General features: G+C 72.2%; 21 protein-coding genes. 10 read left to right on the top strand and 11 right to left on the bottom strand.

Annotated elements, in window-relative coordinates:
- Positions 1–125 precede the first annotated feature (125 nt).
- The gene (gene serA, locus ACGF0J_RS23320; RefSeq protein ID WP_393149059.1) at positions 126–1,715 is read right to left on the bottom strand and encodes a phosphoglycerate dehydrogenase; all 1,590 of its coding nucleotides are present in this window, start codon (positions 1,713–1,715) and stop codon (positions 126–128) included.
- Positions 1,716–1,949: 234 nt separating this feature from the next.
- Between serA and ACGF0J_RS23325 the strand changes: the two genes are divergently transcribed.
- Together ACGF0J_RS23325 and ACGF0J_RS23330 are read left to right on the top strand one after the other, a co-directional pair.
- On the top strand, positions 1,950–2,804 hold the full coding sequence (locus ACGF0J_RS23325) for a hypothetical protein (RefSeq protein ID WP_393149060.1): 855 nt from the start codon (positions 1,950–1,952) through the stop codon (positions 2,802–2,804).
- A 77-nt stretch (positions 2,805–2,881) separates the two neighbouring features.
- Positions 2,882–4,243, top strand: coding sequence for an MFS transporter (locus tag ACGF0J_RS23330; RefSeq protein ID WP_393149061.1), 1,362 nt, complete (start codon positions 2,882–2,884; stop codon positions 4,241–4,243).
- On the opposite strand, the gene ACGF0J_RS23335 is transcribed toward ACGF0J_RS23330, so the two are convergent.
- Genes ACGF0J_RS23335 through ACGF0J_RS23345 form a run of 3 tightly spaced genes read right to left on the bottom strand, consistent with a single transcriptional unit; the run spans position 4,203 to position 7,923 of the window.
- Complete coding sequence (locus ACGF0J_RS23335) at positions 4,203–6,737, bottom strand: FtsX-like permease family protein (protein WP_393149062.1); 2,535 nt, start codon at positions 6,735–6,737, stop codon at positions 4,203–4,205. The genes ACGF0J_RS23330 and ACGF0J_RS23335 overlap by 41 nt on opposite strands.
- Complete coding sequence (locus ACGF0J_RS23340; RefSeq protein ID WP_393149063.1) at positions 6,734–7,414, bottom strand: ABC transporter ATP-binding protein; 681 nt, start codon at positions 7,412–7,414, stop codon at positions 6,734–6,736. Before ACGF0J_RS23340 ends, ACGF0J_RS23335 begins: the two co-directional genes overlap by 4 nt.
- A complete protein-coding gene (locus tag ACGF0J_RS23345; RefSeq protein ID WP_393149064.1) occupies positions 7,414–7,923 on the bottom strand; it encodes a PadR family transcriptional regulator in 510 nt (169 codons plus the stop codon). Before ACGF0J_RS23345 ends, ACGF0J_RS23340 begins: the two co-directional genes overlap by 1 nt.
- A 109-nt stretch (positions 7,924–8,032) precedes the next feature.
- Between ACGF0J_RS23345 and ACGF0J_RS23350 the strand changes: the two genes are divergently transcribed.
- On the top strand, positions 8,033–8,584 hold the full coding sequence (locus ACGF0J_RS23350) for an FHA domain-containing protein (RefSeq protein ID WP_393149065.1): 552 nt from the start codon (positions 8,033–8,035) through the stop codon (positions 8,582–8,584).
- 174 nt (positions 8,585–8,758) lie between these two features.
- Positions 8,759–10,300, top strand: a complete 1,542-nt coding sequence (gene dacB, locus ACGF0J_RS23355) for a D-alanyl-D-alanine carboxypeptidase/D-alanyl-D-alanine-endopeptidase (protein ID WP_393149066.1) — start codon at positions 8,759–8,761, stop codon at positions 10,298–10,300.
- A gap of 68 nt (positions 10,301–10,368) precedes the next feature.
- On the opposite strand, the gene ACGF0J_RS23360 is transcribed toward dacB, so the two are convergent.
- Positions 10,369–11,133, bottom strand: a complete 765-nt coding sequence (locus ACGF0J_RS23360) for a class I SAM-dependent methyltransferase (RefSeq protein WP_393149067.1) — start codon at positions 11,131–11,133, stop codon at positions 10,369–10,371.
- A gap of 160 nt (positions 11,134–11,293) precedes the next feature.
- Here ACGF0J_RS23360 and ACGF0J_RS23365 point away from each other — a divergent pair, with 160 nt between their 5' ends.
- The 4 genes from ACGF0J_RS23365 (at position 11,294) to ACGF0J_RS23380 (ending at position 14,442) form a co-directional block, all read left to right on the top strand.
- Complete coding sequence (locus ACGF0J_RS23365) at positions 11,294–12,262, top strand: CAP domain-containing protein (RefSeq protein WP_393149068.1); 969 nt, start codon at positions 11,294–11,296, stop codon at positions 12,260–12,262.
- 93 nt (positions 12,263–12,355) lie between these two features.
- Positions 12,356–12,766: a hypothetical protein gene (locus tag ACGF0J_RS23370; protein WP_393149069.1), complete on the top strand. Its 411-nt coding sequence runs from the start codon at positions 12,356–12,358 to the stop codon at positions 12,764–12,766.
- A 96-nt stretch (positions 12,767–12,862) separates the two neighbouring features.
- On the top strand, positions 12,863–13,411 hold the full coding sequence (locus ACGF0J_RS23375) for an RNA polymerase sigma factor (protein ID WP_393149070.1): 549 nt from the start codon (positions 12,863–12,865) through the stop codon (positions 13,409–13,411).
- A complete protein-coding gene (locus ACGF0J_RS23380; protein WP_393149071.1) occupies positions 13,408–14,442 on the top strand; it encodes a hypothetical protein in 1,035 nt (344 codons plus the stop codon). The genes ACGF0J_RS23375 and ACGF0J_RS23380 overlap by 4 nt, the downstream gene beginning before the upstream one ends.
- A gap of 24 nt (positions 14,443–14,466) precedes the next feature.
- Here the strand turns inward: ACGF0J_RS23380 and ACGF0J_RS23385 are convergent, their stop codons facing one another.
- Entirely contained in the window at positions 14,467–15,333 is an 867-nt protein-coding gene (locus ACGF0J_RS23385) for an alpha/beta fold hydrolase (protein ID WP_393149072.1), read from the bottom strand.
- A gap of 203 nt (positions 15,334–15,536) precedes the next feature.
- On the opposite strand from ACGF0J_RS23385, the gene ACGF0J_RS23390 reads away from it, so the two are divergent.
- Positions 15,537–15,752 (top strand): hypothetical protein, encoded by a 216-nt coding sequence (locus tag ACGF0J_RS23390; protein ID WP_393149073.1) that lies wholly within the window; start codon positions 15,537–15,539, stop codon positions 15,750–15,752.
- 55 nt (positions 15,753–15,807) lie between these two features.
- Here ACGF0J_RS23390 and ilvC read toward each other — a convergent pair whose 3' ends face one another.
- The 5 genes from ilvC to ACGF0J_RS23415 all read right to left on the bottom strand — a co-directional run bounded on the left by ilvC (position 15,808) and on the right by ACGF0J_RS23415 (position 23,074).
- Positions 15,808–16,791, bottom strand: a complete 984-nt coding sequence (gene ilvC, locus ACGF0J_RS23395; RefSeq protein WP_393149225.1) for a ketol-acid reductoisomerase — start codon at positions 16,789–16,791, stop codon at positions 15,808–15,810.
- 23 nt (positions 16,792–16,814) lie between these two features.
- Positions 16,815–17,339, bottom strand: coding sequence for an acetolactate synthase small subunit (gene ilvN, locus ACGF0J_RS23400; RefSeq protein WP_101787893.1), 525 nt, complete (start codon positions 17,337–17,339; stop codon positions 16,815–16,817).
- Positions 17,332–19,071, bottom strand: coding sequence for an acetolactate synthase large subunit (locus ACGF0J_RS23405; RefSeq protein ID WP_393149074.1), 1,740 nt, complete (start codon positions 19,069–19,071; stop codon positions 17,332–17,334). Before ACGF0J_RS23405 ends, ilvN begins: the two co-directional genes overlap by 8 nt.
- A gap of 205 nt (positions 19,072–19,276) precedes the next feature.
- On the bottom strand, positions 19,277–21,913 hold the full coding sequence (locus ACGF0J_RS23410) for a putative bifunctional diguanylate cyclase/phosphodiesterase (protein WP_393149075.1): 2,637 nt from the start codon (positions 21,911–21,913) through the stop codon (positions 19,277–19,279).
- Positions 21,914–22,165: 252 nt separating this feature from the next.
- Positions 22,166–23,074 (bottom strand): 2-hydroxyacid dehydrogenase, encoded by a 909-nt coding sequence (locus ACGF0J_RS23415; protein WP_393149076.1) that lies wholly within the window; start codon positions 23,072–23,074, stop codon positions 22,166–22,168.
- 38 nt (positions 23,075–23,112) lie between these two features.
- Here ACGF0J_RS23415 and ACGF0J_RS23420 point away from each other — a divergent pair, with 38 nt between their 5' ends.
- Positions 23,113–24,189, top strand: coding sequence for a PQQ-dependent sugar dehydrogenase (locus ACGF0J_RS23420; RefSeq protein WP_393149077.1), 1,077 nt, complete (start codon positions 23,113–23,115; stop codon positions 24,187–24,189).
- The last annotated feature ends 13 nt before the right edge of the window (positions 24,190–24,202 follow it).

Below are 24,202 nucleotides of genomic sequence, written 5' to 3' on the forward strand. Positions count from 1 at the left end.
CACCCACGACAGTACCCGGCGGTCGAGGTGCTGTCTCGTTGGATGTCCTAATATCTCGCATCTTGAGACAGAAAAGCGGCTGCCGCCGGACCATGCCGGCGGCAGCCGCACCCACTCGTACGGGCTCAGTCCTCCAGGTCGACCGTGCGGCCGCTCTCGGCGCCGATCTCCGAGACGATCTGCTCGACGACCTCGGCGGGGATGGCCGAGTCGACGGTCAGCGCGATGAGCGCCCTGCCGCCCTTGACGTCACGCGCCACCTGCATCGAGGCGATGTTGACGCCGTGCTCGCCGAGGAGACGGCCGACGACGCCCACGATGCCGGGGCGGTCGGTGTAGGTCAGGAAGCACAGGTGCTCGGTCGGCTCGATCTCCATCTCGAAGCCGTTCACCTCGACGATCTTGGTGATCTGCCGGGGGCCGGAGAGCGTGCCGGACACCGAGACGTGGCGGCCGTCGGCGAGCACGCCGCGCACGGTCACCACGTTGCGCCAGAGGGGGCTGTCGGAGCTGGTCACCAGCTCGACGCTGACGCCGCGCTCCTTGGCCAGCAACGGGGCGTTGACGTAGGTGACGGAATCCTCGACCACGTCGTTGAAGACGCCCTTGAGCGCCGCCAGCTCGATCACCCGCACGTCGTGGGCGGCGATCTCGCCGCGCACCTCGACGTCGAGCTTGGTGGCGACCTCGCCGGCGAGCGCGGTGAACACCCGGCCCAGCTTCTCGGCGAGCGGCAGGCCCGGCTTGACCTCCTCGGCCACCGCGCCGCCCTGGACGTTGACCGCGTCCGGCACGAACTCGCCCGCCAGGGCCAGCTTCACGCTCCGCGCAACCTGGGTGCCGGCCTTCTCCTGGGCCTCGTGGGTGGAGGCGCCGAGGTGCGGCGTGGCCACGACCTGGTCCAGCTCGAACAGGGGGCTGTCGGTGCACGGCTCCTTGGCGAAGACGTCGAGGCCCGCGCCCGCCACGCGGCCCTCCTTGATCGCGGTGTAGAGGGCGGCCTCGTCCACGATGCCGCCGCGGGCCACGTTGATGATCCGGACCGACGGCTTGACCTCGTGCAGCTCCTTGTCGCCGATGAGGCCGACGGTCTCCTTGGACTTGGGCAGGTGCACGGTGATGAAGTCGCTCTGCTTGATGACCTCGTCGAGGGAGAGCAGCTTCACGCCCATCTGCGCGGCCCGGGCGGGCGGCAGGTAGGGGTCGTAGGCGATCAGCTCGACGCCGAACGGCTGCAGGCGCTGCGCCACGAGCTGGCCGATCTTTCCCAGGCCGAGGATGCCGACGACCTTGCCGTCGAGCTCGACGCCGGTGTACTTGGACCGCTTCCACTCGCCGTTCTTCAGCGCGGCGTGGGCCTGGGCCGTGTTGCGGGCGCTGGCCAGGATGAGCGCGAGGGTCTGCTCGGCGGCGCTGGTGATGTTGGACGTGGGCGCGTTGACGACCATCACGCCGGCCTTGGTGGCCGCCTCGACGTCGACGTTGTCGAGCCCGACACCGGCACGGGCGACCACGCGCAGCTTCGGCGCGGCGGCGATGGCCTCCGCGTCGACCTGCGTGGCGGAGCGGACGATCAGCGCGTCCACGTCGGCGAGCGCGGGCAGCAGCTGGGAACGGTCGGCGCCGTCGGTGTGGCGGACCTCGAAATCGGCGCCGAGGACGGCGAGGCCAGCCTCGGAGAGCTCCTCTGCGACCAGAACGACGGGCTTTGTCACGGGATGGATCCTTAAGGCGTGCGGCGGGCTGGGGGACGCGTCGGCGAGTCCCCCGGGATCCCTCGCAGTCTATCCGCGCTTGTGAACGCGTTCACGAGGGACCCGGAATGTGAGACAGGCCGACGTACCCTGGAGCCGGCAAAGTCATCCACCCAGCGTCCAACTTTGTCTTGATCGAGGGATTTATTGGCCATTAGCCTGATAAGCCGTGGCCGACTACCTAGGGTTCGTCCTATGAGCATCGGGAATCCTGCGCTTGCCGACGTGCTCGCACAGCATGGCGCCCCGCACCGCCTGCTTGCGGCCCTGGCCGAGGGTGGAGTCCTGGTGGCCGTGCGACCCGACCGCTCCGTCGTCCTGGGCACGACCCAGGCCGGTGACCGGGTCCTGCTCGGATACACCGGACCGGTGACCTACGCCAGGCACCGGGGCAGCCATTCGCTGTCGGCCTGCGACGCCGACACCATCCTCGACATCCGGCGCGTCACCGGGGTGCGCGAGATCGTGATCGACGCGGCCGGGCCCGCCGCGGCGGCCGTGCCCATCGACGACCTGCAACGCTTCCTCACCTCCACCCGCACCGGACCCACCCCGGTGCTGTCGGGGGCCACCCCCGCCGCGTACGCCACCGGCGCGATGGCCACGGTGTCACGCGGGGCCGCGCTCGCCCAGGTGGCGCCGCCCACCCCGGACGCGCCCGCGATGCCGTGGATCCCGGCGCCGCGGCCGCACCTGTCGGGCCCCATGCAGCAGGTCGATCCGGGCTACCGGCGCTGCACCCATCCGATCCTGCCGGCGCTGCGTCTCGCCATCGGGCACCTGCTGGCGGACTTCCCCCTGGTGCACCACGTGTGGATCTCCGAGGCCAGCACCGCCTCGGGCGTGCCGGGGATCATGCTGCACGTCAAGGTGCACATGTCGGCCGCCGAGGACGTGGTCCGCGACCTGCACCGCCTGGTGCGCGCCCGGCTGCCGCAGTTCGCGGCCAGCGAGGCGCCGATCCTCATGGCCCGGGTGGCGGACGCGCGCAGCGAGCGCCGGATGATCGAGATCGGCGCTCACGTGGTGTGCGCCGCGGTCTCCGACTAGCTGCTCAGGAGACGGCAGGAGGCCCGGGGTCGCAAACCGGGCCTACCGGACGAAGGCTCGCTGGGTTTAGATGAGGCATGATCACACCGGCCCTCGGCGTGCCCACGGTCTCACGCGGTGTGCGGCTCGGCTACGGCGTCGGGTCCTTCTGCACCGCGACCTTCGGCGCGGTGCCCGGCCTGCTGCTGCTCTACTACATGACGAACTTCCTGGCCGTGCCCGCCTGGCTGGCCGGGCTGGTGGTCGCCGCGCCCAAGGTCTGGGACCTGCTGATCAACCCGCTGGTCGGCCGCTGGTCGGACCGCACGAGGTCGCGGCTCGGCCCCCGCCGGCCGTGGCTGCTCGCGGGCGCGTGCACCCTGCCGGTCGCGTTCTTCCTCGTCTTCGCCGGACCGCCGCTCACGGGGGTGCCGGCCGCGCTGTACGTGGGGGCCTGCTTCATGGCCGCGGCCACCGCGTACGCGCTGTTCGAGGTGCCGTACAAGGCGATGCCCGCCGAGATGACCTCCGACTACCACGAGCGCACCTCGCTGCTGCAGTGGCGAATGATCTTCATCGGGGCGGCCACCGTGATCAGCGGCATCCTCGCGCCGGCCATCGTCAACAGCGAGGGCGACGGCGGCACCCTGGGCAGCTACCGGCTGATGGCCGTGACGATCGCCGGGGTGCTGCTCGCCTCGATGCTCGGCTCCTTCTTCGGCACGGCCCGCGCCCCCATGACCGGCGCCCCCGAGCCCGACGGAGGCCGGCTGCGCGACCAGATCGCGGCCGCCCGGGGCAACCCCGCGTTCATGTGGCTGCTGGCGCTGAGCTGTGCCCAAATGACGGCCGTCAGCATGATGCTCGCCGCCGCCCCCTACTTCGCCGCCTACACCCTGGGCGACCCCAAGGCCACGAGCACCCTCTTCGCCGCGCTGGTCGGGCCGATGCTGCTGACGATGCCGATCTGGGTCCGGCTGGCCAAGCGCCTCGACAAGCGCGGCGCGATGATCCTGGCCGCGACGATGTTCGGCGTGGGCACGCTGGCGGCGCTGGCCACCCCGGCGATCGGCGCCTGGTACGCCCACGTCATGCTGCTGCTGGTGGGCATGGGTTACGCCGGGGTCCAGCTCCTGCAGTTCTCGATGCTGGCGGACGTGATCGCGGTGGACGCCGAGGCGACGGGCAGGCGGCGCGCCGGGGTGTTCACCGGGTTGTGGACGGCGATCGAGAGCGGGGTCGCCTCGTTCGGCGCCCTCCTGTTCGGCGGCATCCTGTCGCTGGGCGGTTTCCTTGAGTCGGAGCCCAGCCGGCCGGTCGAGCAGCCGGGCAGCGCCCTGACCGCGGTCCTGGTCGGCCAGGCCGCGGTCCCGGCGCTCATCATCTTCCTGTCGGTGCTGATGACGCTGAAGTACCGGCTCAGGCCAGCCGCCGCGCCACCACCAGCCGCGTCCGCGTGACCAGACCCGCCACGAGGGCGGCCAGGATCGGCAGGCCCACGACGCCCACGGCGACGGGCAGCCACGGGACGGCGACCACGGTGGGACCCGGATCCAGGACGGAGCCACCGCCGGCGGCGCCGTGACGCGTCATGGGCCAGGTCAGGGCGATCCCGGTGACGAGGCCCGCGACCAGCCCCACCAGGGTGCCGGTGGCGGCGATGAACCCGGCCTGGGTGGCCACCACGAGCCTGCGCGTCCGCGGCGCGGCGCCGACGGCTGAGAGCGTGTCGAGGTCGCGCCGCATGTCCGCCGCCGCGAGCCCGGTGGCGGCGAAGGTGCCGCCGAGTGCCAGGACCGCCGCCAGCGCGAACGCCGCCATGTGCAGGGAGCGCGCGTCGTTGTGGTAGCCCTGCTCCAGCTCGGCCCAGACTCCGCGGTTCACCCCGCGGAGCTCGCTCCGGAACTGCATCAGGTCAGCCGGCCGGTGCATGACGTGCAGGCGCCGCTCCGCCGTCCTGACCCCCAGCCGGGTCAGGGCCGACAGCGGGACCACGGCGCCGCGCTGCCGGGGTTCGGCTCCCTGGGCCGGCACGGCCGGGATCCTGAGCTCCTGGTGCTGCTCCTTCTCGCCCTTGCCGTAGGTCACCAGGTCCAGCACGAGCGTCCCGCCGCAGAGCATGGCGGGGTCGAAGACCACCGCCTTGCCGGCCGACAGGGCGGCGGCCGCCGCGGGGTCCGTTCGTCCCTGCTGGAACGCGAGCAGATCGGCGCCGCCGATCAGCACGTTGGGCTCGCTTCCCCGGCCGCACACGGTGTCCCATACCCCGTGTGCGCCTTCGTCCTGCGCCGGGACGTGCGAGGCCACGACCGGCGCCCCGGGCAGGCGTTCCCGCACCGCCGCCCGGGCGGCGGCCCACTCCCGGTCGTCCAGTTCGGAGCCGGTGATCGTCGCGCTGCCGATGGGCCCCCTCGCCGAGTAGCGGGCCTCCTCCTCGGCGGCGTTGCTGGTGACGCCGACGCTCACCGCGACCGCCGCCATGGTGGCCGCCATGACGGCCGCGGCGGCCGACGCCGTGCGGCCGCGGTGGCGGCCGGCGTCCCGTACGGACAGGCGCATCGGGAGCGGCAGCGAGGGGGCGGCGCGCCCCAGGAACCGCACCAGCCAGGGCATCAGCGCCACCAGGCCGAACACCACGAGCACCGACGCCGCGACGATGGCCAGCTCGGTCCCGCGCAGGGCGTGGACCGTGGCGGCGAGGCCCGCCACCACCAGCACGAGTCCCAGCAGCGGGCGGCCGGCCCGGTCGCGCACCTGTCCGCCGCGCCCCGCCAGGATCTCGGCGGCGCTCTGCCGCGCGGCCTGCACGGCCGGCACGACGGCGGCGACCAGACCGCTGATCAGGCCCAGCGTCGCGATCGCCAGCGTCTGCCACCAGGCCACCTCCAGCGGGCCGAGCGAGCCGTACCACTGGTCGAGGACGGCGGCTCCGGCCCAGCCGGCGGCGACCCCCAGCGCGGCGCCGAGCAGCGCCGCGGCGCCGCCCAGGACCAGGCCGTCGGCGAGCACGATCGTTCTCAGGTGCCCGGCCGAGGCGCCGTGGGCGGCGATCACCGCGAGCTCCCGCCGTCGCCGGCGCAGGCCCACGGCGAACGCCGGCCCGGCCAGCAGGACCGTCTCCATGACGATGAGGACCACGGCGATGGCGATCCAGAGCGGGGCTTCCCTGTCGAGCGGGCGTTCCTCCGCCCAGAAGCGCTGCGGCGGGTCCTCGATCACGGCCCGGGAGACGACCAGGATGCCCGCCTCGTTGAGCCGCCGCACGTCGTTCCACAGCACCGGTGACGGGGTGTCGGCGAGCCAGCCCGGGGCGAGCTGGTCGCGCGCGTTCGCCAGGCCACCGGGGAAGGACACCACCTCCCTGGACGCGGGTTGCTGCGGGTGCTCGACCACGCCGACCACGCGGAAGGGCGCGTCCCGCTCGGTGAGCTTGATCGTGGTGCCCACTTTCGCACCGCGGTCGGCCATCGCCGGAGAGACGGCGACCTCTCCCGGGGCGGTGGGCAGGCGTCCCTCGCTCAGGGCCCGGACGCCTCGCGTCATGGGGTCCCGCAGGTCGAGCTCGATGGCCGGGACGTCGGAGTAGCCGTCGGGGAGCCGCACCTCCAGATATCCGGTGTGGTACGGGATCAGCCGGCCCCCGAGCAGGGCGCCGGCCTTCTCGGCCGTCCAGGTGACGTGCGGCTTCTCCTGCGCGCCCTCGGTCTGGTAGCCACGGCCGGAGGGGTCCTGCCGCACGACTCTTCCCGGCACGGTGACGAGGTGGGCGTCCGCCTGCCCCAGCGCGGCCGTGATCCCTTCCCGAGGGCTCACCTGCATGGTGGCGTAGCCGGTGAAGGCGGCCGTGAAGACCAGCACCGGCAGGCCGATCATCACCATGATGAGGGCGGTGCGGCCCCGGAAGCGGAGCGCGTCCCGGCGGGCGATGCGCAGGGCGGCGCGGAAGGCGCTCATCGCGCGGTCTCCAGGCGGACCGCCGCCGCGTCGACGATCTGCCCGTCGCGCAGGTAGACGACCCGGTCGGCCCAGCCGGCGTAGCGGGGCTCGTGGGTGACGAGCAGGACCGCGGCGCCCCTGTCGCAGCGGTCGCGCAGCAGTTCCAGGATCTCGTCGCCCGTCGCCGTGTCGAGCGCGCCCGTCGGCTCGTCGGCCAGCAGCAGCCGCCGCTCGCCCACCAGGGCGCGGGCGATCGCCACGCGCTGGCGCTGGCCGCCCGACAGTTCCTCGGGGAAGCGGTCGGCCATGTCGGCGGCGCCCACCTCGGCGAGGACCGACAGCGCCTCGGCGCGCGCCCGCGCGGCGCGGACGCCGTCGAGCTCGCGGGGCAGCATCACGTTCTCGGCGGCCGTGAGCGACGGGATGAGGTTGAGGTCCTGGAAGACGTAACCGACCTCGCGGCGGCGCAGCGCGGCCAGGTCCTTCACCGTGGCCAGGTCGGTGCCGCCGATCGTCACACTGCCCGAGGTCGGCCGGTCGAGCCCGCCGGCCACGTTGAGCAGCGTGGACTTGCCCGACCCCGACGGGCCCATCACCGCGACCAGCTCACCGGGCGAGACGTCGAGGCTCACCCCGTCGAGCGCGGACACGTCTCCGTGCGTACGGGTCACGCCCCGTAACGTCACCACAGTCATCAGTGTTTCTCCTTGAGAACGGCCTCGCAGTGGTCCAGCCAGCGCTGTTCCGCCTCGGCCTTGAAGATCATCGAATCGAGGACGAGGCGCTCGGCGACCCCGTCGGTCGCGGCCCTCTTCGCCCTGGTCAGCTCCTGCAGCGACCGCATCGTGGCGGTGCGCTGGGCGTGGATGACCGCGCGGACGTCCACGTCACCGGCGGCCACGGCCATGGCGAGCTTGATGGCCAGCTCGTCCCGAGGCCGGTCGGCGGGGGCGACGGGGGTGCCGAACCATCGCTCCACCTCCCGCCGGCCGGCCTCGGTGATCGTGTAGAGGGCGCGCCCCTGCTCGTCCTCACCGCCGGGGGCGACCAGGCCGTCGCGTTCCATCCGCGAGAGCGTCGTGTAGACCTGGCCGATGTTGAGCGGCCAGGTCGCCCCCGTCGACGCCTCGAACTCCACCCGGAGTTGGTAGCCGTACCGCGGTCCCTTGCTGAGAAGCGCGAGTAGCCCGTGCCTGATCGACATGGTTACTGAGTATGCATACTGAGTATGCTCGACGCAACAGCTTCGACTGAACCGCCGGTAGATTCGGGGTTTCTGGACAGAGAACGCGGAAAAGGCCGATACTCGGGGCATGAGCTCGACGCATCCACCGTTCCGCGCGTCCGACGGTGAGCGTGACCGCGCGATCGACGAGCTCCGCGACCGGGCCGCCGAAGGACGGATCTCCCACGACACGTTCGTCGGCCGCGTCGACCAGGCACTACGCGCCCGCAACCGTGACGAGCTCGATCGGCTGGTCGCCGACCTGCCGCGCCGCAAGTCGCTGCGGCAACGGCTGACCGACGTGGTGGCCTCCGCCTCCGACTTCACCACGGGCCTGCGCGCCGCCTGGCGCCGGCCGCGCCTGCCCCGCCTCGCCCTGCCCGACGACGACCGGGCCCGCTACGTGGTGGGGCGCGGGTCCGCGTGCGACCTCGTGCTGTCCGACCTGACGGTCTCGCGGGTGCACGCCGAGCTGCGGCGCGAGGACGACGGCGGCTGGATGCTCGTCGATCTGGGCTCGCTCAACGGCACGCGGATCAACGGGTGGCGGCTGGTCGGCCCGGCCCGGATCAAGTCGGGCGACGAGATCTCGTTCGGCGACTGCGGGTTCCTGGTCAGCTCGCCCCAGCCGTCCGGCTGACGGCTCGGCCCCTCGGCGCGCGGGCCGGCACACGCCGCGCCTTCCGCCCGCGCCACCCGGCCGCCAGGCCGCTCGCCCGGCCACCTGGCGCGAAAAATACGGATATTTGCGTATTACAGGCTGGCCGTGCTGCCCTCATGATCCAGGCGAGACCCCCAGTCCCTTGGAGAACCCATGCGGCGCACCTCAGCCTCCCTCCTCGCGGGCACGCTCGTCGCGGCCCTCGCGTGGGCGTCCGGCCCCTCCTCCCCCGCCATCGCCCTCGACCCCTCGCCCGGCGTGGCGGACCTGACCCAGGACATCAACCAGATCCTCAGCGACTCCCGGCTCACGATCGCCCGAGCCGGCGTGGTCGTCAGGAGCGCCACGGGCGGTGACGAGCTCTACAACACCGACGGCGGCAAGCTCATGATCCCCGCCTCCAACACCAAGCTGTTCACCGCCGCGGCCGCCGCCGAGACGCTCGGCCTCGACTACCGCTTCACCACCAGCGTGCTGTCGGCCGGGCGCAGGGCCGGGTCGGTGCTCGCCGGCGATCTGGTGCTGCGCGGCACCGGCGACCCGACCATGCTGGCCGAGGACTACGACGCGCTGGCCGCCGAGGTGGCCGGCGCCGGCGTCAAGACGGTCGCGGGCAGGCTGGTCGCCGACGACACCTGGTTCGACTCGGTACGGCTCGGCAACGACTGGGCCTGGGACGACGAGACCGCCTACTACGCGGCGCCCGTCTCCGCCCTGACCGCCTCCCCCGACCGCGACTACGACGCCGGCTCGGTGATCGTCTCCGTGGCCGCCGACGGCGGCAAGGTGAAGGTCTCCACCACCCCCGAGACCGACTACCTGAAGATCGTCAACAAGGCCACGGCCGGCACGTCCACCGACGTGCTCATCGAGCGGCAGCACGGCACCCGCACGGTCGTGATCACCGGCACGGTGGCGACGCCGTACCAGGAGTGGGTCGCCGTGGACGACGCCACCGCCTACGCCTCCGCGCTGTTCCGTCAGGCGCTGAAGAAGCGCGGCGTGCGGGTGCTCGGCCCGACCGTCACGGGCGCGGCCCCTGCCGGGGCGGCCAAACTGGCCGAGCGCGCGTCGATGCCGCTGAGCGAGCTGCTGGTGCCGTTCATGAAGCTGAGCAACAACATCCACGCCGAGATCCTCACCAAGGCGATGGGCCGCAAGGTCTCCGGCCAGGGCACCTGGGCCGCCGGGCTCAAGGTGAGCACCGACTTCGCCAGGGCGAACGGCGTCCAGGTGCTCAACATGCGCGACGGCTCGGGCCTGTCTCGCCGCGACGGGTTCTCGCCCGCCTCGATCGCCCAGTTGCTGACCGCCGTGCGTGGCAAGCCGTGGTTCCAGGCCTTCTACGACTCGCTGCCCGTCGCGGGCAACGCCGACCGCTTCGTCGGCGGCACGCTGCGCAGCCGGATGCGGGGCACGCCCGCCGCCGACAACGTGCGTGCCAAGACCGGCTCGCTGACCGGCGTCACGGCGCTGTCGGGGTACGTCACCAGCGCCGACGGCGAGCCGCTGGTCTTCTCCGTCATGCTCAACCAGTACCTGTCGGGCTCGCCCAAGGACATCGAGGACAAGATCGCCATCCGGCTCGCCCAGTTCAGGCGCGCCGGCACGGTAGACGCGCTGCCGCAGCTCCGCCAGGCGGCGCCCGACGCCCCCGAGCTGGAATGCTCCTGGCTCAAGCCCGCGCACTGCTGAGCGCCCTCTGGTGAACGGGCCCGGTCACCCCATGTGGCCGGGCCCGGCCCGTCCGAAGCCCTGGCCCGTCAGCTGGCTTCCAGAACGAAGAACAGGAAACACAGGAACCTCGTGCCGGTGATCTCGCGGAGCTCCTCGGGGAACAGTTCGCGGGCTTCCGGCACGAACGGCGGTTCGCTGATGACGCTGATGCGAAAGCCGGCCTCGGTGAAGGCCTCGGTCATCGCGTGCAGCGGCCGGCTCCAGAAGCTCATCTGGGCGCTCTGCCCACCCATGGTCCATTCTTCGGTCCGGTTACGGGTCTCGAAGTACTTGGGCTTCTTCCCGGCCATGTGCCGAAAGAGAGCGACGGAGAAAGGATGGTCGACCGAGACGAGGAGTCTGCCACCAGGCCTCAGCACGCGGCGCAGCTCGGCCAGTGTCGGTCCCCAGTCTTCCAGGTAGTGCAGCACCAGAGACGCGATGACGTCGTCGAAGGTGTCGTCGGGGAAGGGCAGCGGGCCGGCCAGGTCGGCGACCCGCAGGTCCGCTTCGATGCCCAGCCGCCGTCGGGCCATCTCCAGCATCCCGGCGCTCGCGTCGATGCCGGTGACGACGGCGCCTCGATCGCGCAGCTCGGCGAACAGGGGGCCTGAGCCGCAGCCGGCGTCGAGGATGCGCCGGCCGGTCACGTCGCCGGCGAGCTCCAGCATCGCGGGACGCTCGTAGTACGCGTTCAGGAGGCTGGTCTCGTTCTCGGTCGTGTACCCCTCGGCGAGGCTGTCGTAGTCGTTGAATCGGGACGGATGCGCAGTCTCAACGCGATCTTCGGGCATGGCAGGCATGCGGATCATTGTGACCCAGAAAGCCGACGGAGCTCCCGGATCGGCCCGGGTTCGGTCACGATTCGGCTACCTGGAGCTCCAGATATAGTCCGGATTCGCGTGACATGTCCGTTGTGTACCCGACAGAATGCGGATTCGACACGATGTCTTAAACCTCATGGAGCACATCTTGCGCAGGCGACTGCAGGTCCTGGCCTGTCTCGGCGGTCTGACGGCAGCGGGTCTGGTCAGCACCCCGGCATGGGTGCCCGCCGCCCTCGAAGCACCCGCCGACGAGGCCACCACCGGAGCCGCCGCGAAAGGAGCCCCCGTCCCCGCGCGGACCAGCGCCACCGGCCCCACGGACGTCCGCGCGGGCGCCGCCGGGGCCTCGGACGCCCGCGAGGACGCCCCGGCGAGCACCCGCCGGCCGTGCCGGGTCGCCGCGGCGCAGCCGGTCATCGACAAGGGCACGATCAGGGCGGCGGCCTCCAGGGCGGGCTGCGACGACCGCACCCGGCTCAGGGTGCGGCTCACCAAGGTCCTGCCCGGCGCCGACCGCACGCTGAAGAGCGGCTCCCGCCTCGTCACCAACGGCAGGGTCGTGGCCGGCGTGCGGTGCATCAGGACCCCGGCCCACTACTACGTCACCGCCATCGACGTCGACGGCGCCGTCACCGCCAAATCCCGCCCGGTGAAGCTCTTCTGCGAGCCCCCCGCCACGCCGAAGAGCACCGCCACCCGCTCCACCCCCACCCCCGCCACCGCGTCCACCGGCGCGTCGAGCGTCGAGGACGCGGTCGTCAAGCTGACCAACCAGGCGCGGGCCTCGAAGGGCTGCCGCCCCCTCGTCCACGACCCCAAGCTTCACACGGCGGCCGAACGGCACTCCGCCGACATGGCGGCACGCGGCTTCTTCGACCACTCCTCCCCCGACGGCCGCGACCCCGGTGACCGCGTCAAGGCGTCGGGCTTCGCGCCGATCAGCACGTGGGGCGAGAACATCGCCATGGGGCAGCGCACCGCCGCCCAGGTCGTCCAGGGCTGGCTCGACAGCCCCGGCCACCGGGCCAACATCATGAACTGCGCCTTCACCCACATCGGCGTCGGCCACGTCACCAAGGGCCCGTACTGGACCCAGGTCTTCGCCGCGCACTGACGACCGCCCCCGGCGCATCGCCGCCCTCCCGGGACAACGCCGGCCGATGGGGGAATGACCCCCTGTGCAGCCGTCCGTCTCAGGGGGTGGCCCGTGCACTGGCATGCCTACACCTGGATCGGCAGCGGTGAGGAGCTCGACCGGGAGGAGGAGCGCCGCCCCGGCTCACCGGAGTTCGCGACCTCGCCGCTGCCGCCCATGCTGACCGGCGACTGGCTGGCCAGGCCCGCCTCCCGGATCACCGCCACGTTCGACGAGGCCGCCCAGGCCGTGGAGTGGCTGGCGACCCGGTACGGCACGGTGCGCAAGGCGTTCCCGCACCCGGACCGGGTGGGCCTGCCCGCCCGGCTCGACGCCGCGGGGGACGCGTTGCCGCGCGGGGTGGACGTGCAGTGGGGCGAGTGGCTGACCGGCGGCCGGTTCGTCACGATAAGCGTCATCTGCGGCCCGAACCGGCACACCGCCCACCCGTGCCCCATCCGCCGCCCGGCCGGCACACGGTGATTCGTCGACCGACGCCGGTAATGCTGCGGTCCTTCCTTACATAGACGGGGATGTCCGTACCTCATCGGCAAAGGAAGACTGTCATGGGAAGCGCCCGTGGATGACGAGAGACCGGCCCGGTTCGAGGCCGTCTACAGACAGACCTACGGCCAGATCACCGCGTACGCCGCGCGCCGCTGCGCGTCGCCGCAGGACGCGGCGGACGTCGTCGCGGAGACGTTCGCCATCGCCTGGCGGCGGGCGGACGAGCTGCCGGAGGGCGAGCAGGTGACGCTGTGGCTGTACGGGGTGGCCCGCAAGGTGCTGGCCAACCACTTCCGGACGGACGGCCGCCGGCAGGCGCGCAACGCGGAGCTCGACGCCGAGCTGGCCGACCTCTACACGGCGGGTCCCGAGAGCGGGGTCGAGCTGACGGCGATCGCCCAGGTGTTCCGGAGCCTGCCCGACGACGACCGCGAGCTGCTGTCGCTGGTCGCCTGGGAGGGCCTGGACCGGCAGCAGATCGCCAGAGTGCTGGGCCTGACGCGTAACGCCGTCCGGGTCAGGCTCCACCGGGCGCGCAAGCGGTTCTCCCGCGCGCTCGCCGAGGCGGGAGTGCACCACACGTCGGAAAGCCGGTTCGTCCCGATGGAGAGGCCGCTGTGAAGAACCCTGCTGTGAACGACAACGACCTCGACGCCCTGACGCGCGCGCTGGCCCGGGTCGCACCGGGCGAAACGGGGGGCAGCCCGTCCGACGCGGGGGCGCGGGCGCTGCTGGCCTCGATCACGGCCGAGGAGCCCGGCACCGCGGCCCAGCCCACCGGACGCCCGGTGAGGTCAGGCCGTCCACGCCGCCCGGCGTGGGCCCGTCGCCCGGGGCGCCTGGCGCTGGGCCTCGCCGCCTCGGCCGTGCTGGCCGGCGGCGTGGTGGTCGGCCCGAGCCTGCTGCGGAGCGGCCCCGGCGTGAGCCCGTCCTACGCCGTCACCAAGAAGGCCGACGGGACGGTGTACATCGAGGTCCGCGACTTCCGCGACGCCGAGGGGCTGGCCGGCCGGCTGAAGGAGCTGAACGTCCCGGCGATCGTGGACTTCGTCCCGGAAGGGAAGAAATGCCGCGAGCCGCGCGGTGTGGTGGTGGACGACGAGCTGTCCGGACAGTACGGGCCGTCCGCGCGCTACGGGCTGCCGGAGAACATCCCAGGAGACAAGAAGGGGTGGCGGATGCGCGTCAACACCCGGCAGTTCAAGCCCGGCGAGACGTTCGTCTGGACGATCACGCCCCTTCTCGGTGGTGGCGGCAGCACCAGCACCATCGTCTACAAGGGCCCCGTGGCGCCGTGCGAACTGGTCCCGGACGACACGCCGACGATGAAGGAGCAGAAGGGCTACCGGCTGGCCACCACGAAGGACGGTTCGCTGGCCGGCTTCCGGGTGGACGAGAAGACGGTGGGCGAGGTGCTGCCGGAGATCAGGAGGCGGGGTCTGAAGCCCGTCTTCCTGATCATGCAGATCGCACCGGGCAACCCCGGCGGTTTCGGCGAGTTGCGCACCCAGAGCAAGCCCGTGGGGGACGACTGGGTCGTCTGGGAGGCGGAGGACGTGCGCAAGGGTGTGGTGCGCCTGCTGGTCACCGACCGCCGCTACGACCGCAACCCGGTCTACGGGGGGCCGCGCGACGCGTTGATCAAGGAGTAGCCGCCGCCCACCGTCCGGAGCGGGTCAGGCGGAGGCCGGGGCGGCCGTGGGTGCGGCGCGGTCGCCCTCCAGCAGCCAAGACAGCACAGCCGGGGTGGCGTCGAAGTGGCCGGCGTGCCCGGCGTCGGGCTGGACGGTGAGGGTCGCGGTGGGGATGCGGGCGGCCAGCCAGCGGGCGTGCGCCACCGGGACCACCGGGTCCAGCTCACCGTGCCACAGCAGCACGGGCACGGTGATGTCGGCCGGGTCGAACCCCCACGGCATGCCGAACAGGGCGAGGGCGTCGTCGACCCACCCGTCGATGCCGGGCCGCAGCGCATCGGCGAAGGCCGCGCCGAGCATGGCGGAGACCTCGGGCCGCGACAGCACGGCCGCCTCGGAGTCGGGCAGCCGCGGCGGGGTGGACGGCTGCGCGCCGAGGTGCTCGGCCATGGCCTCCCGGTCGCGCAGCGCGACCTCGGCGGTGCGGACGTTGCCCGCCATCATCCTGGCCGTCCAGTCGAGCCCGTCGGCGTCGCGCGGCGCGAGCGCGGCCAGCGAGGCCACTCGGGTGGTGCGGCCGGGATGGCGGGCGGCGAACGCCAGCGCGTGCGGGCCGCCGCCGGACACCCCGTAGACGGGGAAGCTGTCGAGGCCGAGCGCGTCGGCCACCGCGGCCACGTCGTCGGCGCCGTCGGCCACCCGCCGTCCGGGCCGTGGTGTGGACCCGCCGAGCCCCGGCCGGTCGAACGTGATCAGCCGGATGCCGAGCCCGGTGAACAGCGAGTCGTCGGGGTGGCGGGCCAGCCGTCCGACGGGGGTGCCGTGCAGGTAGAAGACCGGCGTGCCGTCGGGTGTGCCCCACTCCTCGACGGCGAGCACCCGGCCGTCCGCGGTGACCACTTCACGCATGCCCGGCAATCTATCCGGACGCGGACCGGTGTGGGCAGCGGTTTCGTTCCCGGCGAAGCTGACCGCATGATCCGTCCCCCGCGGGGAAAGCGATCATTATGTACCCGCGGGAGATCTGAGAGGGCATCCTCCCCGGCGGTGTGCGCAGCCGTTTCCCCAGACGACGGTTCGGTGGATCGCCGGCCGGTGAGGAGAGACACCCGATGAGGCCCATTCCCTTCGACCTGCACGTGACCATCACCGGTGCCACGCCCGACGAGATCCAGCGGGCCGCCTATCCCGTCGCCGCGCGCTTCTACGGCAGCCACGCGGAGATCGACGTGCTCAGCGCCAAGGCCGAGCCCGACCCCGACACGCCGGGCGCCTTCCGGGCGACGATCGTCTTCCGGCGGATCGCCACGGGCACCGACGGGCTCTGACCTCCGGCGAGGAGGCGGTGGGACGCGCCCGCGCACGTCCCACCGCACGGGAGCGTCAGGCCTTGAGCCAGCTCATCATCGGACGCAGCTTGGCGCCCGTCTTCTCGATCGGGTCCTCCGCCAGCTCCTCGCGGTAGCGGCTGAACTCCTTCTGGCCGCCGTCGAACTCCTCGACGAGCTGGCGGGCGAACGTGCCGTCCTGGATCTCGCCCAGGATGCGGCGCATCTCCTGCCGGGTCTCGTCGGTGATGACGCGCGGGCCGCGGGTGTAGCCGCCGTACTCGGCGGTGTCGGACACCGACCAGTACATCTTGGAGATGCCGCCCTCGTACATCAGGTCCACGATGAGCTTCATCTCGTGCAGGCACTCGAAGTAGGCGACCTCCGGCTGGTAGCCGGCCTCGATCAGCGTCTCGAAGCCCGCCTTGATCAGCTCGGACACGCCGCCGCACAGCACGGCCTGCTCGCCGAACAGGTCGGTCTCGGTCTCCTCGGTGAAGGTCGTCTTCAGCGCGCCGGCCCGGGTGCCGCCGATGCCCTTGGCGTACGAGAGCGCCAGGTCGAGGGCCTTGCCGGAGGCGTTCTTCTCGACGGCCACGAGACACGGCACGCCGCGGCCGGCCTCGAACTGGCGGCGCACGAGGTGGCCGGGGCCCTTGGGGGCCACCATGCAGACGTCGACGCCCTCGGGCGCCTCGATGAGGCCGTAGCGGATGTTCAGGCCGTGGCCGAAGAACAGCGCGTCGCCCTCGACCAGGTTGGGGGCCACGTGCTGGGAGTACAGGTCGCGCTGGATGTGGTCGGGCGCGAGGATCATCGTGAGGTCGGCCTCCTCGACCGCCTCCGACGGGGTGAGCACGCGCAGGCCGTCGTTCTCGGCCTTCTCGCGGCTCTTGGAGCCCTCGGGAAGCCCGACGCGCACGTCGACGCCGGAGTCACGCAGGGAGAGCGCGTGGGCGTGGCCCTGGCTGCCGTACCCCAGCACGGCCACGTGACGCCCCTGGATGATCGACAGGTCGGCCTGGTCGTCGTAGTAGATCTCGGTCACTTGCGTTAAACCTTTCAGGCGGTACGGTCCAGTGCCCTGAGGGACCGGTCGGTGATGGAACGGGCGCCGCGGCCGATGGCCACCATGCCCGATTGGACGAGCTCCTTGATCCCGAAGGGCTCCAGCACCTTGACGAAGGCCTCGAGCTTGTCGGGAGTGCCGGTGACCTCGATGGTCACGGCGTCGGCCGCCACGTCGACGCAGCGGGCGCGGAAGAGCTGGACGAGCTCCAGCACGTGGGAACGGCTGTCTGCGTCGGCCTTGACCTTGATCAGCATCAGCTCGCGCTGGACGGACTGCGACGGGTCGAGCTCGACGATCTTGAGCACGTTCACCAGTTTGTTGAGCTGCTTGGTGACCTGCTCCAGCGGCAGCTCCTCGACGCTCACCACGATCGTCATGCGGGAGATGTCGTCGTGCTCGGTCTGCCCGACGGCGAGCGAGTCGATGTTGAAGCCGCGCCTGCTGAACAGCGCGGAAACCCGGGCGAGGACGCCCGGCTTGTTCTCCACGAGCACGGACAGCGTGTGCCTACTCATCGTCGCTCTCCCACGTCGGCGCCATGTCACGGGCGATCTTGATCTCGTCGTTGCTGGTGCCCGCCGCGACCATGGGCCAGACCATCGCGTCCTGGTGGACCACGAAGTCGACCACCACGGGCACGTCGGTGATCTCCATGGCCTTGCGGATGGTCGCGTCGACGTCCTCCGGCCGCTCGCAACGCAGCCCCACACAACCATAGGCCTCCGCCAGCTTGACGAAGTCCGGGATGCGGCGTGTCGTCTGCAGGTCGGTGTTGGAGTAGCGCTGGTCGTAGAAGAGGGTCTGCCACTGGCGAACCATGCCGAGGTTGCCGTTGTTGATGACCGCGATCTTGATCGGCACGCCTTCGAGGGCGCAGGTGGCCAGCTCCTGGTTGGTCATCTGGAAGCACCCGTCGCCGTCGATGGCCCACACCGTGGACTCGGGCCGGCCCATCTTCGCGCCCATCGCCGCGGGGACGGCGAAGCCCATGGTGCCGAGCCCGCCGGAGTTGATGAACGTGCCGGGGTTCTCGTACTGGACGAACTGGGCCGCCCACATCTGGTGCTGGCCGACGCCCGCCACGTAGTAGGCGTCGGGGCCGACGATGGCGCTCAGCCGCTGCATGACGTACTGCGGGGCCAGCGAGCCGTCCTCGAACTCGTCGTAGCCGAGCGGGTAGGTCTCCTTGATGCCGTTGAGCAGCGCCCACCAGGCGGTGTAGTCGCCCTGCTTGCCGATGTTCGCGAGCGCGGTGATGAGGTCGCCGAGGACCTCCTTGCAGTCGCCCACGATCGGCACGTCGGCGTGGCGGTTCTTGGAGATCTCGGCCGGGTCGATGTCGGCGTGCACGACCTTGGCGTGCGGCGCGAACGTGGACAGCTGGCCGGTCACCCGGTCGTCGAAGCGCACGCCGAGGCCGATCAGCAGGTCGGACTTCTGCAGCGCGCCCACGGCGGCGACGCTGCCGTGCATGCCCGGCATGCCCAGGTGCTGCGGATGGCTGTCGGGGAACGTGCCGCGGGCCATCAGCGTGGTGACGACCGGGATGCCGGTCAGCTCGGCGAGCTGGAGCAGCTCGGGCGCCGCGCCCGCCTTGTGCACGCCGCCGCCCACGTAGAGGACCGGGCGCTGCGCCTCGGCGATGAGCTTGGCCGCCTCACGGATCTGCTTGGAGTGGGGGCGGGTCACCGGCCGGTAGCCGGGCAGCTGCATGACCGGCGGCCAGGAGAACGTGGTGTCGGCCTGCAGCGCGTCCTTGGAGATGTCGACCAGCACCGGGCCGGGCCGGCCGGTGGAGGCGATGTGGAAGGCCTCCATGATGGTGCGCGGGATGTCGAGCGGGTCGGTGATCAGGAAGTTGTGCTTGGTGATCGGCATGGTGATGCCGGAGATGTCGGCTTCCTGGAAGGCGTCGGTGCCGATCGAGGCGCTCGCCACCTGCCCGGTGATCGCCACGATCGGCACGGAGTCCATGTAGGCGTCGGCCAGCGGCGTCACCAGGTTGGTGGCGCCGGGGCCGCTGGTCGCCATGCACACCCCGACACGGCCGGTGGCCTGGGCGTATCCCTCGGCCGCGTGCCCCGCACCCTGTTCGTGCCGTACGAGCACGTGCCGGACCTTGGTCGAGTCGTAGAGGGGATCGTAGGCGGGGAGGATGGCGCCGCCCGGGATCCCGAAAACGGTGTCGACTCCCACGTGCTCCAGCGCCCTGACCAGGGCCTGTGCACCTGTCATCCGTTCGGTCATCGGCTCGTTCCTTGCGTGGCTGTCGCTTGGAGGACATAAAAAATGCCCCTCCCCACCATGTGGCGGGACCAGGGGCGGCGCGCAGGTCGAAGTGCTTCGCTATCGGCCCGCGCGCCGGCGAAGTACTACGAGAATCTCACTGCGAAGCATGGGCACACCTTAGCCGCTCCCCGGCCCCCGGTGTCAACTTGGTGGGACACCCGTCTCAGACCGTGAGACTTGTCCGCATCAGGGAGTCGACTCCGCGCGCCGCCATGGGCCGGGCCACCAGGAAGCCCTGGCCTCGGGTGCAGCCCATCTCGCGCAGCAGCTCCAGTTGTTCGGGCCGCTCGATGCCCTCGGCCACCACGATGAGGCCGAGGTCGTGGCCGAGCCGCACGATCGTGCGGGTGAGCAGGCTGAGCGTGTCGTCGCGGCCCAGCCCGGACACGAACGACGGGTCGATCTTGATCATGTCGACCGGGAGCTGCCGCAGGAACGCCAGCGAGGCGTAGCCCGTGCCGAAGTCGTCGATGGCCAGCCGCACGCCGAGCGCGCGCAGCTCGGACAGGCGTCTGATCGTCTCCTCGGCGTCCTCGACGAGCATCTCCTCGATGACTTCGAGGGTGAGCGCGGAGGCGGGCAGCCCGCTCTCGGCGAGCGCCTCCTCGACGGTCTCGACGAACCGGGGCGCGGTGATCTGGCGGGCCGACAGGTTGACCGACAGCCCGATGTCCCAGGAGGAGGCCCGCCAGGCCGCCACCTCCCGGCACGACTCGCGCAGGATCCACTCGCTGAGCGGCACGATGAGCCCGGTGTCCTCGGCGGGGCCGAGGAACTCCTCCGGCGGCACGTAGCCCGAGCCGCGGCACCACCGCACGAGGGCCTCGACCGCCGTCACCCGCGAGGTGGCGAGGTCGACGACCGGTTGGTACTCGATCGCGAACTGGTGCTCGATCAGCGCCCGTTGCAGGTCGGCGGCCAGCTCCAGCCGGCGCACCACGTCGGCGTGCATCTGCGCGGCGAACACCTCGACCCGGCGGCCGCCGAGCTCCTTGGCCCTGGCCATGGCGACGTCGGCGTTGCGGATGAGGTCGCCCGCCGGCATGTCGTCCTCGGCGAAGGCCACCCCGACGCTCGCGGTCAGCGCCACGTCGCGGTCGGCCACCCGGAACGGCTCCTGGGAGACGGCCCGCAGCAGCCGTTCGGCCAGGTCGACGGCGAGCTGCGCCTCACCGCCGGTCTCCACGAGCACGGCGAACTCGTCGCCGCCCCAGCGGGCGAGCGTGTCGTCGGGCCGGACGGCGCCACGGAGCCGCCGGGCCGCCTGGCCTAGGAGGTAGTCGCCGCTGGCGTGGCCGACCGAGTCGTTGACCGAGGTGAACCCGTCGAGGTCGAGGAAGATCACGGCTACGTGCCCGGTGCGGCCGGAGAGCACCTCGCGGGTGCGCTCCTCGAAGTAGGCGCGGTTGGGCAGGCCGGTCACACCGTCGTGGAACGTCAGGTGGGCCACCTGGTTGCGCAGCGCCTCCTCGTCGCTCACGTCGCGGGTGGTGACCAGCAGCAACTCCTCGCCGCCCACGTTGCAGGTGGCGACCGACTCGGTGGGCCGCCAGGTGCCGTCGGCCGCGCGGACCCGGCAGGCGATCATGCAGGCGCCGGGGTCGGCTCCCTCGTCGTCGAGGCTCATCGCGCCCAGCGCCGCCTGGATGCCGGGCACGTCCTCGGGGTGGATGTAGTCGAAGATCGTGCCGCCGACGATCTCCTCCGGGCAGTAGCCGTACGTCGCCTCGACACCGGGGCCGATCTCGCGCACCACGCCCTCGTAGTCGACCAGCATGACCACGTCGCCGGTGCTCTCCGCCAGCTCGCGAAGCTGCCGGTCGGCGAGCGCGACGAGCCGGCGCAGCCGGGAGTTGACGCCCGCCACCACGGTGAGCCGGACGAGCAGCAGCAGCACGGCGGAGCCGGCCAGCACGACGACGCCGGTGACCGGCGTGACCTGCCGCCCGCCCGCCAGATGGACGATCAGCGTGATCGTGCCCACCGCCACCAGGCCGAGCGGCACGAACGCCAGCAGGGCGCCGACGACGGGCGCGGCGGGCCGCGCGACGGCCTCGGGGTCGCGGGGGCGCTGCGCCCAGGGCGCCGCGGCCAGCAGCAGGAACGCCACCGGCGCGGGGACGGCGCTCCACACCGGCTGGCCCGTCTCGGTGAGCCGGGCGACCGCGTCGGCGGTGCCGGCCATGGTGGTCGTGAGCAGGACGCCCAGCCCGGCCGGGCCGAGCGGCCAGGCCGTGCCCCGGCTCCTGACCACCGACGGGATCGCGGCGCACGTCACCAGCAGCGAGATCATCGGCGGCAGCATGGTGAACGTGAAGGTCGCCGGGTCGGACTGGTGGTAGACGTGGCGCAGGGCCAGCACCCAGCCGATCAGGAAAAGCGAGGCCGCGCACAGGTAGGCGTCGGTGACGAGCCGTAAAACGACCCGGCCCGGCAGCGTGCGGCCGGAGGCGATGAGCGCCCCGCCGCCCATCAGGACGGTGCCCACCAGCAGCGCCAGGTCGGCGAAGCTGAGCGCGAAGCTCGCGCTCTCGGCGATCGGCCGCAGGACGACCCCCGCGGCCCACACCAGCGCGCCCCCGCCCATCCAGCGCGCGCCCGTCGCCAGCGCCCGGTCGTCGGCCAGCCGGGACAGGGCGGTCAGCAGCGAGACCGCCGCGAGGACGGCCGCCAGGACCCCGGCGATGGCACCCGCGACGCCCCGAGCCGGGCCGCCGGCCACGAGCACGGCCACGAACCCCGCGGCGCCGGCCGCCGCGGCGGCGGTCAGCGGTGCCCGAGGGTCACGCCAGCGGATCACAGTCGTTGCCCATCCCGTCTCGAACTCTGCCCGGGGGCCCGCCGGGGCTCGGCGGACCACATCGCCAGTGTGCGTGGTCGCGGGTGTCCGGGGGGTGACAACGCCGATGTCGTCACCGATCTGATAACCACACGGACCAATTGCTCCCAGGACTTACTTGACAGTGAGTCAGGAAGCACTTGGTACAAGGCAACCGTACGCACCGAAGGTCACGAGCCAGCCACGTTCCGGATTCCTCTCAGGTACGCGCGCTCAGTAGGCGTCCGTGATCACGTTCTTCAGCGGCTCACCGGCGAGGTGACGCAGCAACTGCGAGCGGACGAGGCGCAGCGTGCGGCGGACCGACGCGGGGGTGCTGCCGGCCACGTGCGGCGTGATGAACACCCCCGGCGCGGTCCAGAGGGGGTGCCCCGGCGGCAGCGGCTCGGGGTCGGTCACGTCGAGCGCGGCGCGCAACCGGCCGGTCCGCAGCTCGGCGACCAGCGCGTCGGTGTCGACCACCCCGCCGCGGGCGGCGTTGACGAGCACGGCGCCGTCCTTCATCCGGGCGAGGAAGGCCGCGTCGACCATCCCGGCGGTGTCGGGCGTCGCGGGCACGAGCAGCACCACCACGTCGGCGGCGGGCAGCAGGCCGGGCAGCTCCGCCATGGCGTGCACGCCCTCGCGGGCGCTCCTGGCCACCCGGACGACCTCCACCTCGAAGCCGTCGAGCCGGCGTTCGAGCGCGGCGCCGATGGAGCCGTGGCCGACGATGAGCACCGTCGCGTCGGCCAGCACGCCGGTGTGGTGGTAGGTCCACTCGCCCCTGCGCTGGGCGTCCACGAAGCCGGGGAACTCCCGCAGCACCGCGATCATCGCGCCGACCGCCCACTCGGCGGTGCCCGCGTCGTGCACGCCGCGGGCGTTGCACAGCACGACGCCCTCCGGCAGGTGCGGCCGGTACGGCTCCACGCCCGCGGTCACCGTCTGCAGCAGGCGCAACGAGCTCATCCTGGCCAGCAGGCCCGGCACGTCGGGCACGCCCTGCAGCGGCGGGATCCACACCTCGACCTGCTCGGCCCCGTCGGGCTCCGGGCCCTTGCCGTCGTAGACGACGCACTCCACACCGGGCAGGTCGGACAGGACGCCGGCGACGGCCTCGGAAGCAACCCAGATCTTCATGCCGGAAACTTTATGGCGCGGGAGTAAGTATGGAACACATGAGGAAGCTCTTGACGATCATGGCGGTGGCGGCTCTCACGTCCTGCTCCGGCGCGAGCGGGACGCCGTCGGGGGACGGCGGCGGGGTGACGCCGACGGCCGCGGTGTCCGCCGCCGCGCCGCCCGGCGAGCCGAGGACGGTTGCCCGCGACCTGGCGGTGCCGTGGGCGATCGAGTTCCTGCCCGGCGGCGACGCGCTGGTGACCGAGCGCGACACGGCCAGGCTGCTGCGGGTCGCCGCGAACGGGCGGGTGACCGAGCTGGGCGTCGTCGAGGGTGTGGAACCCGACGGCGAGGGCGGGCTGATGGGCGTGGCGGCCAGGGACGACCAGGTCTTCGTCTACCACACCGCCGCCGAGGACAACCGGATCGTCCGCTACCGCCTCGGCGACAGCGGCGTGAGCGAGCCGAAGGTGATCGTCAAGGGCATCCCCAAGGGGGCCATCCACAACGGCGGCCGGCTGGAGTTCGGCCCCGACGGTCACCTGTACGCCGGCACGGGCGAGGTCGGCGACCGCGAGCTGGCCCAGCGGCGCGACTCGCTGGCCGGCAAGATCCTGCGGATGACCGTGGACGGCGCCCCCGCCCCCGGCAACCCGTTCGGCACGCTCGTCTACAGCCTCGGCCATCGCAACGTGCAGGGTCTCGCCTGGGACTCCGCGGGCAGACTGTACGCCTCGGAGTTCGGCGCGAACCAGTGGGACGAGATCAACCGCATCGAGCCGGGCGCCAACTACGGCTGGCCGGAGGTCGAGGGCCGGGGAGACGACCCCGACTTCGTGAACCCGGTCGTCACCTGGGCCACCTCCGACGCCTCCCCGTCCGGGCTGGCCCACGCGGGCGGGTCGCTGTGGATGGGCGCGCTGCGCGGAGCGCGCCTGTGGCAGATCCCGCTGGGCGCGGACGGCTCGCCGGGCGAGCCGGTCGCCCACTTCACCGGGACCTACGGCCGGCTGCGCGGTGTGACGGCCGCACCGGACGGCACGGTGTGGGTGTCGACGAGCAACAAGGACGGCCGTGGCACACCGCGTGACGGCGACGACAAGATCCTGGCGGTCACCCCCGGACGCCCGTGAGCGGGCCGGCGGG

The organism is Nonomuraea sp. NPDC047897, assembly GCF_043204415.1.
Taxonomy (GTDB): Bacteria; Actinomycetota; Actinomycetes; order Streptosporangiales; family Streptosporangiaceae; genus Nonomuraea.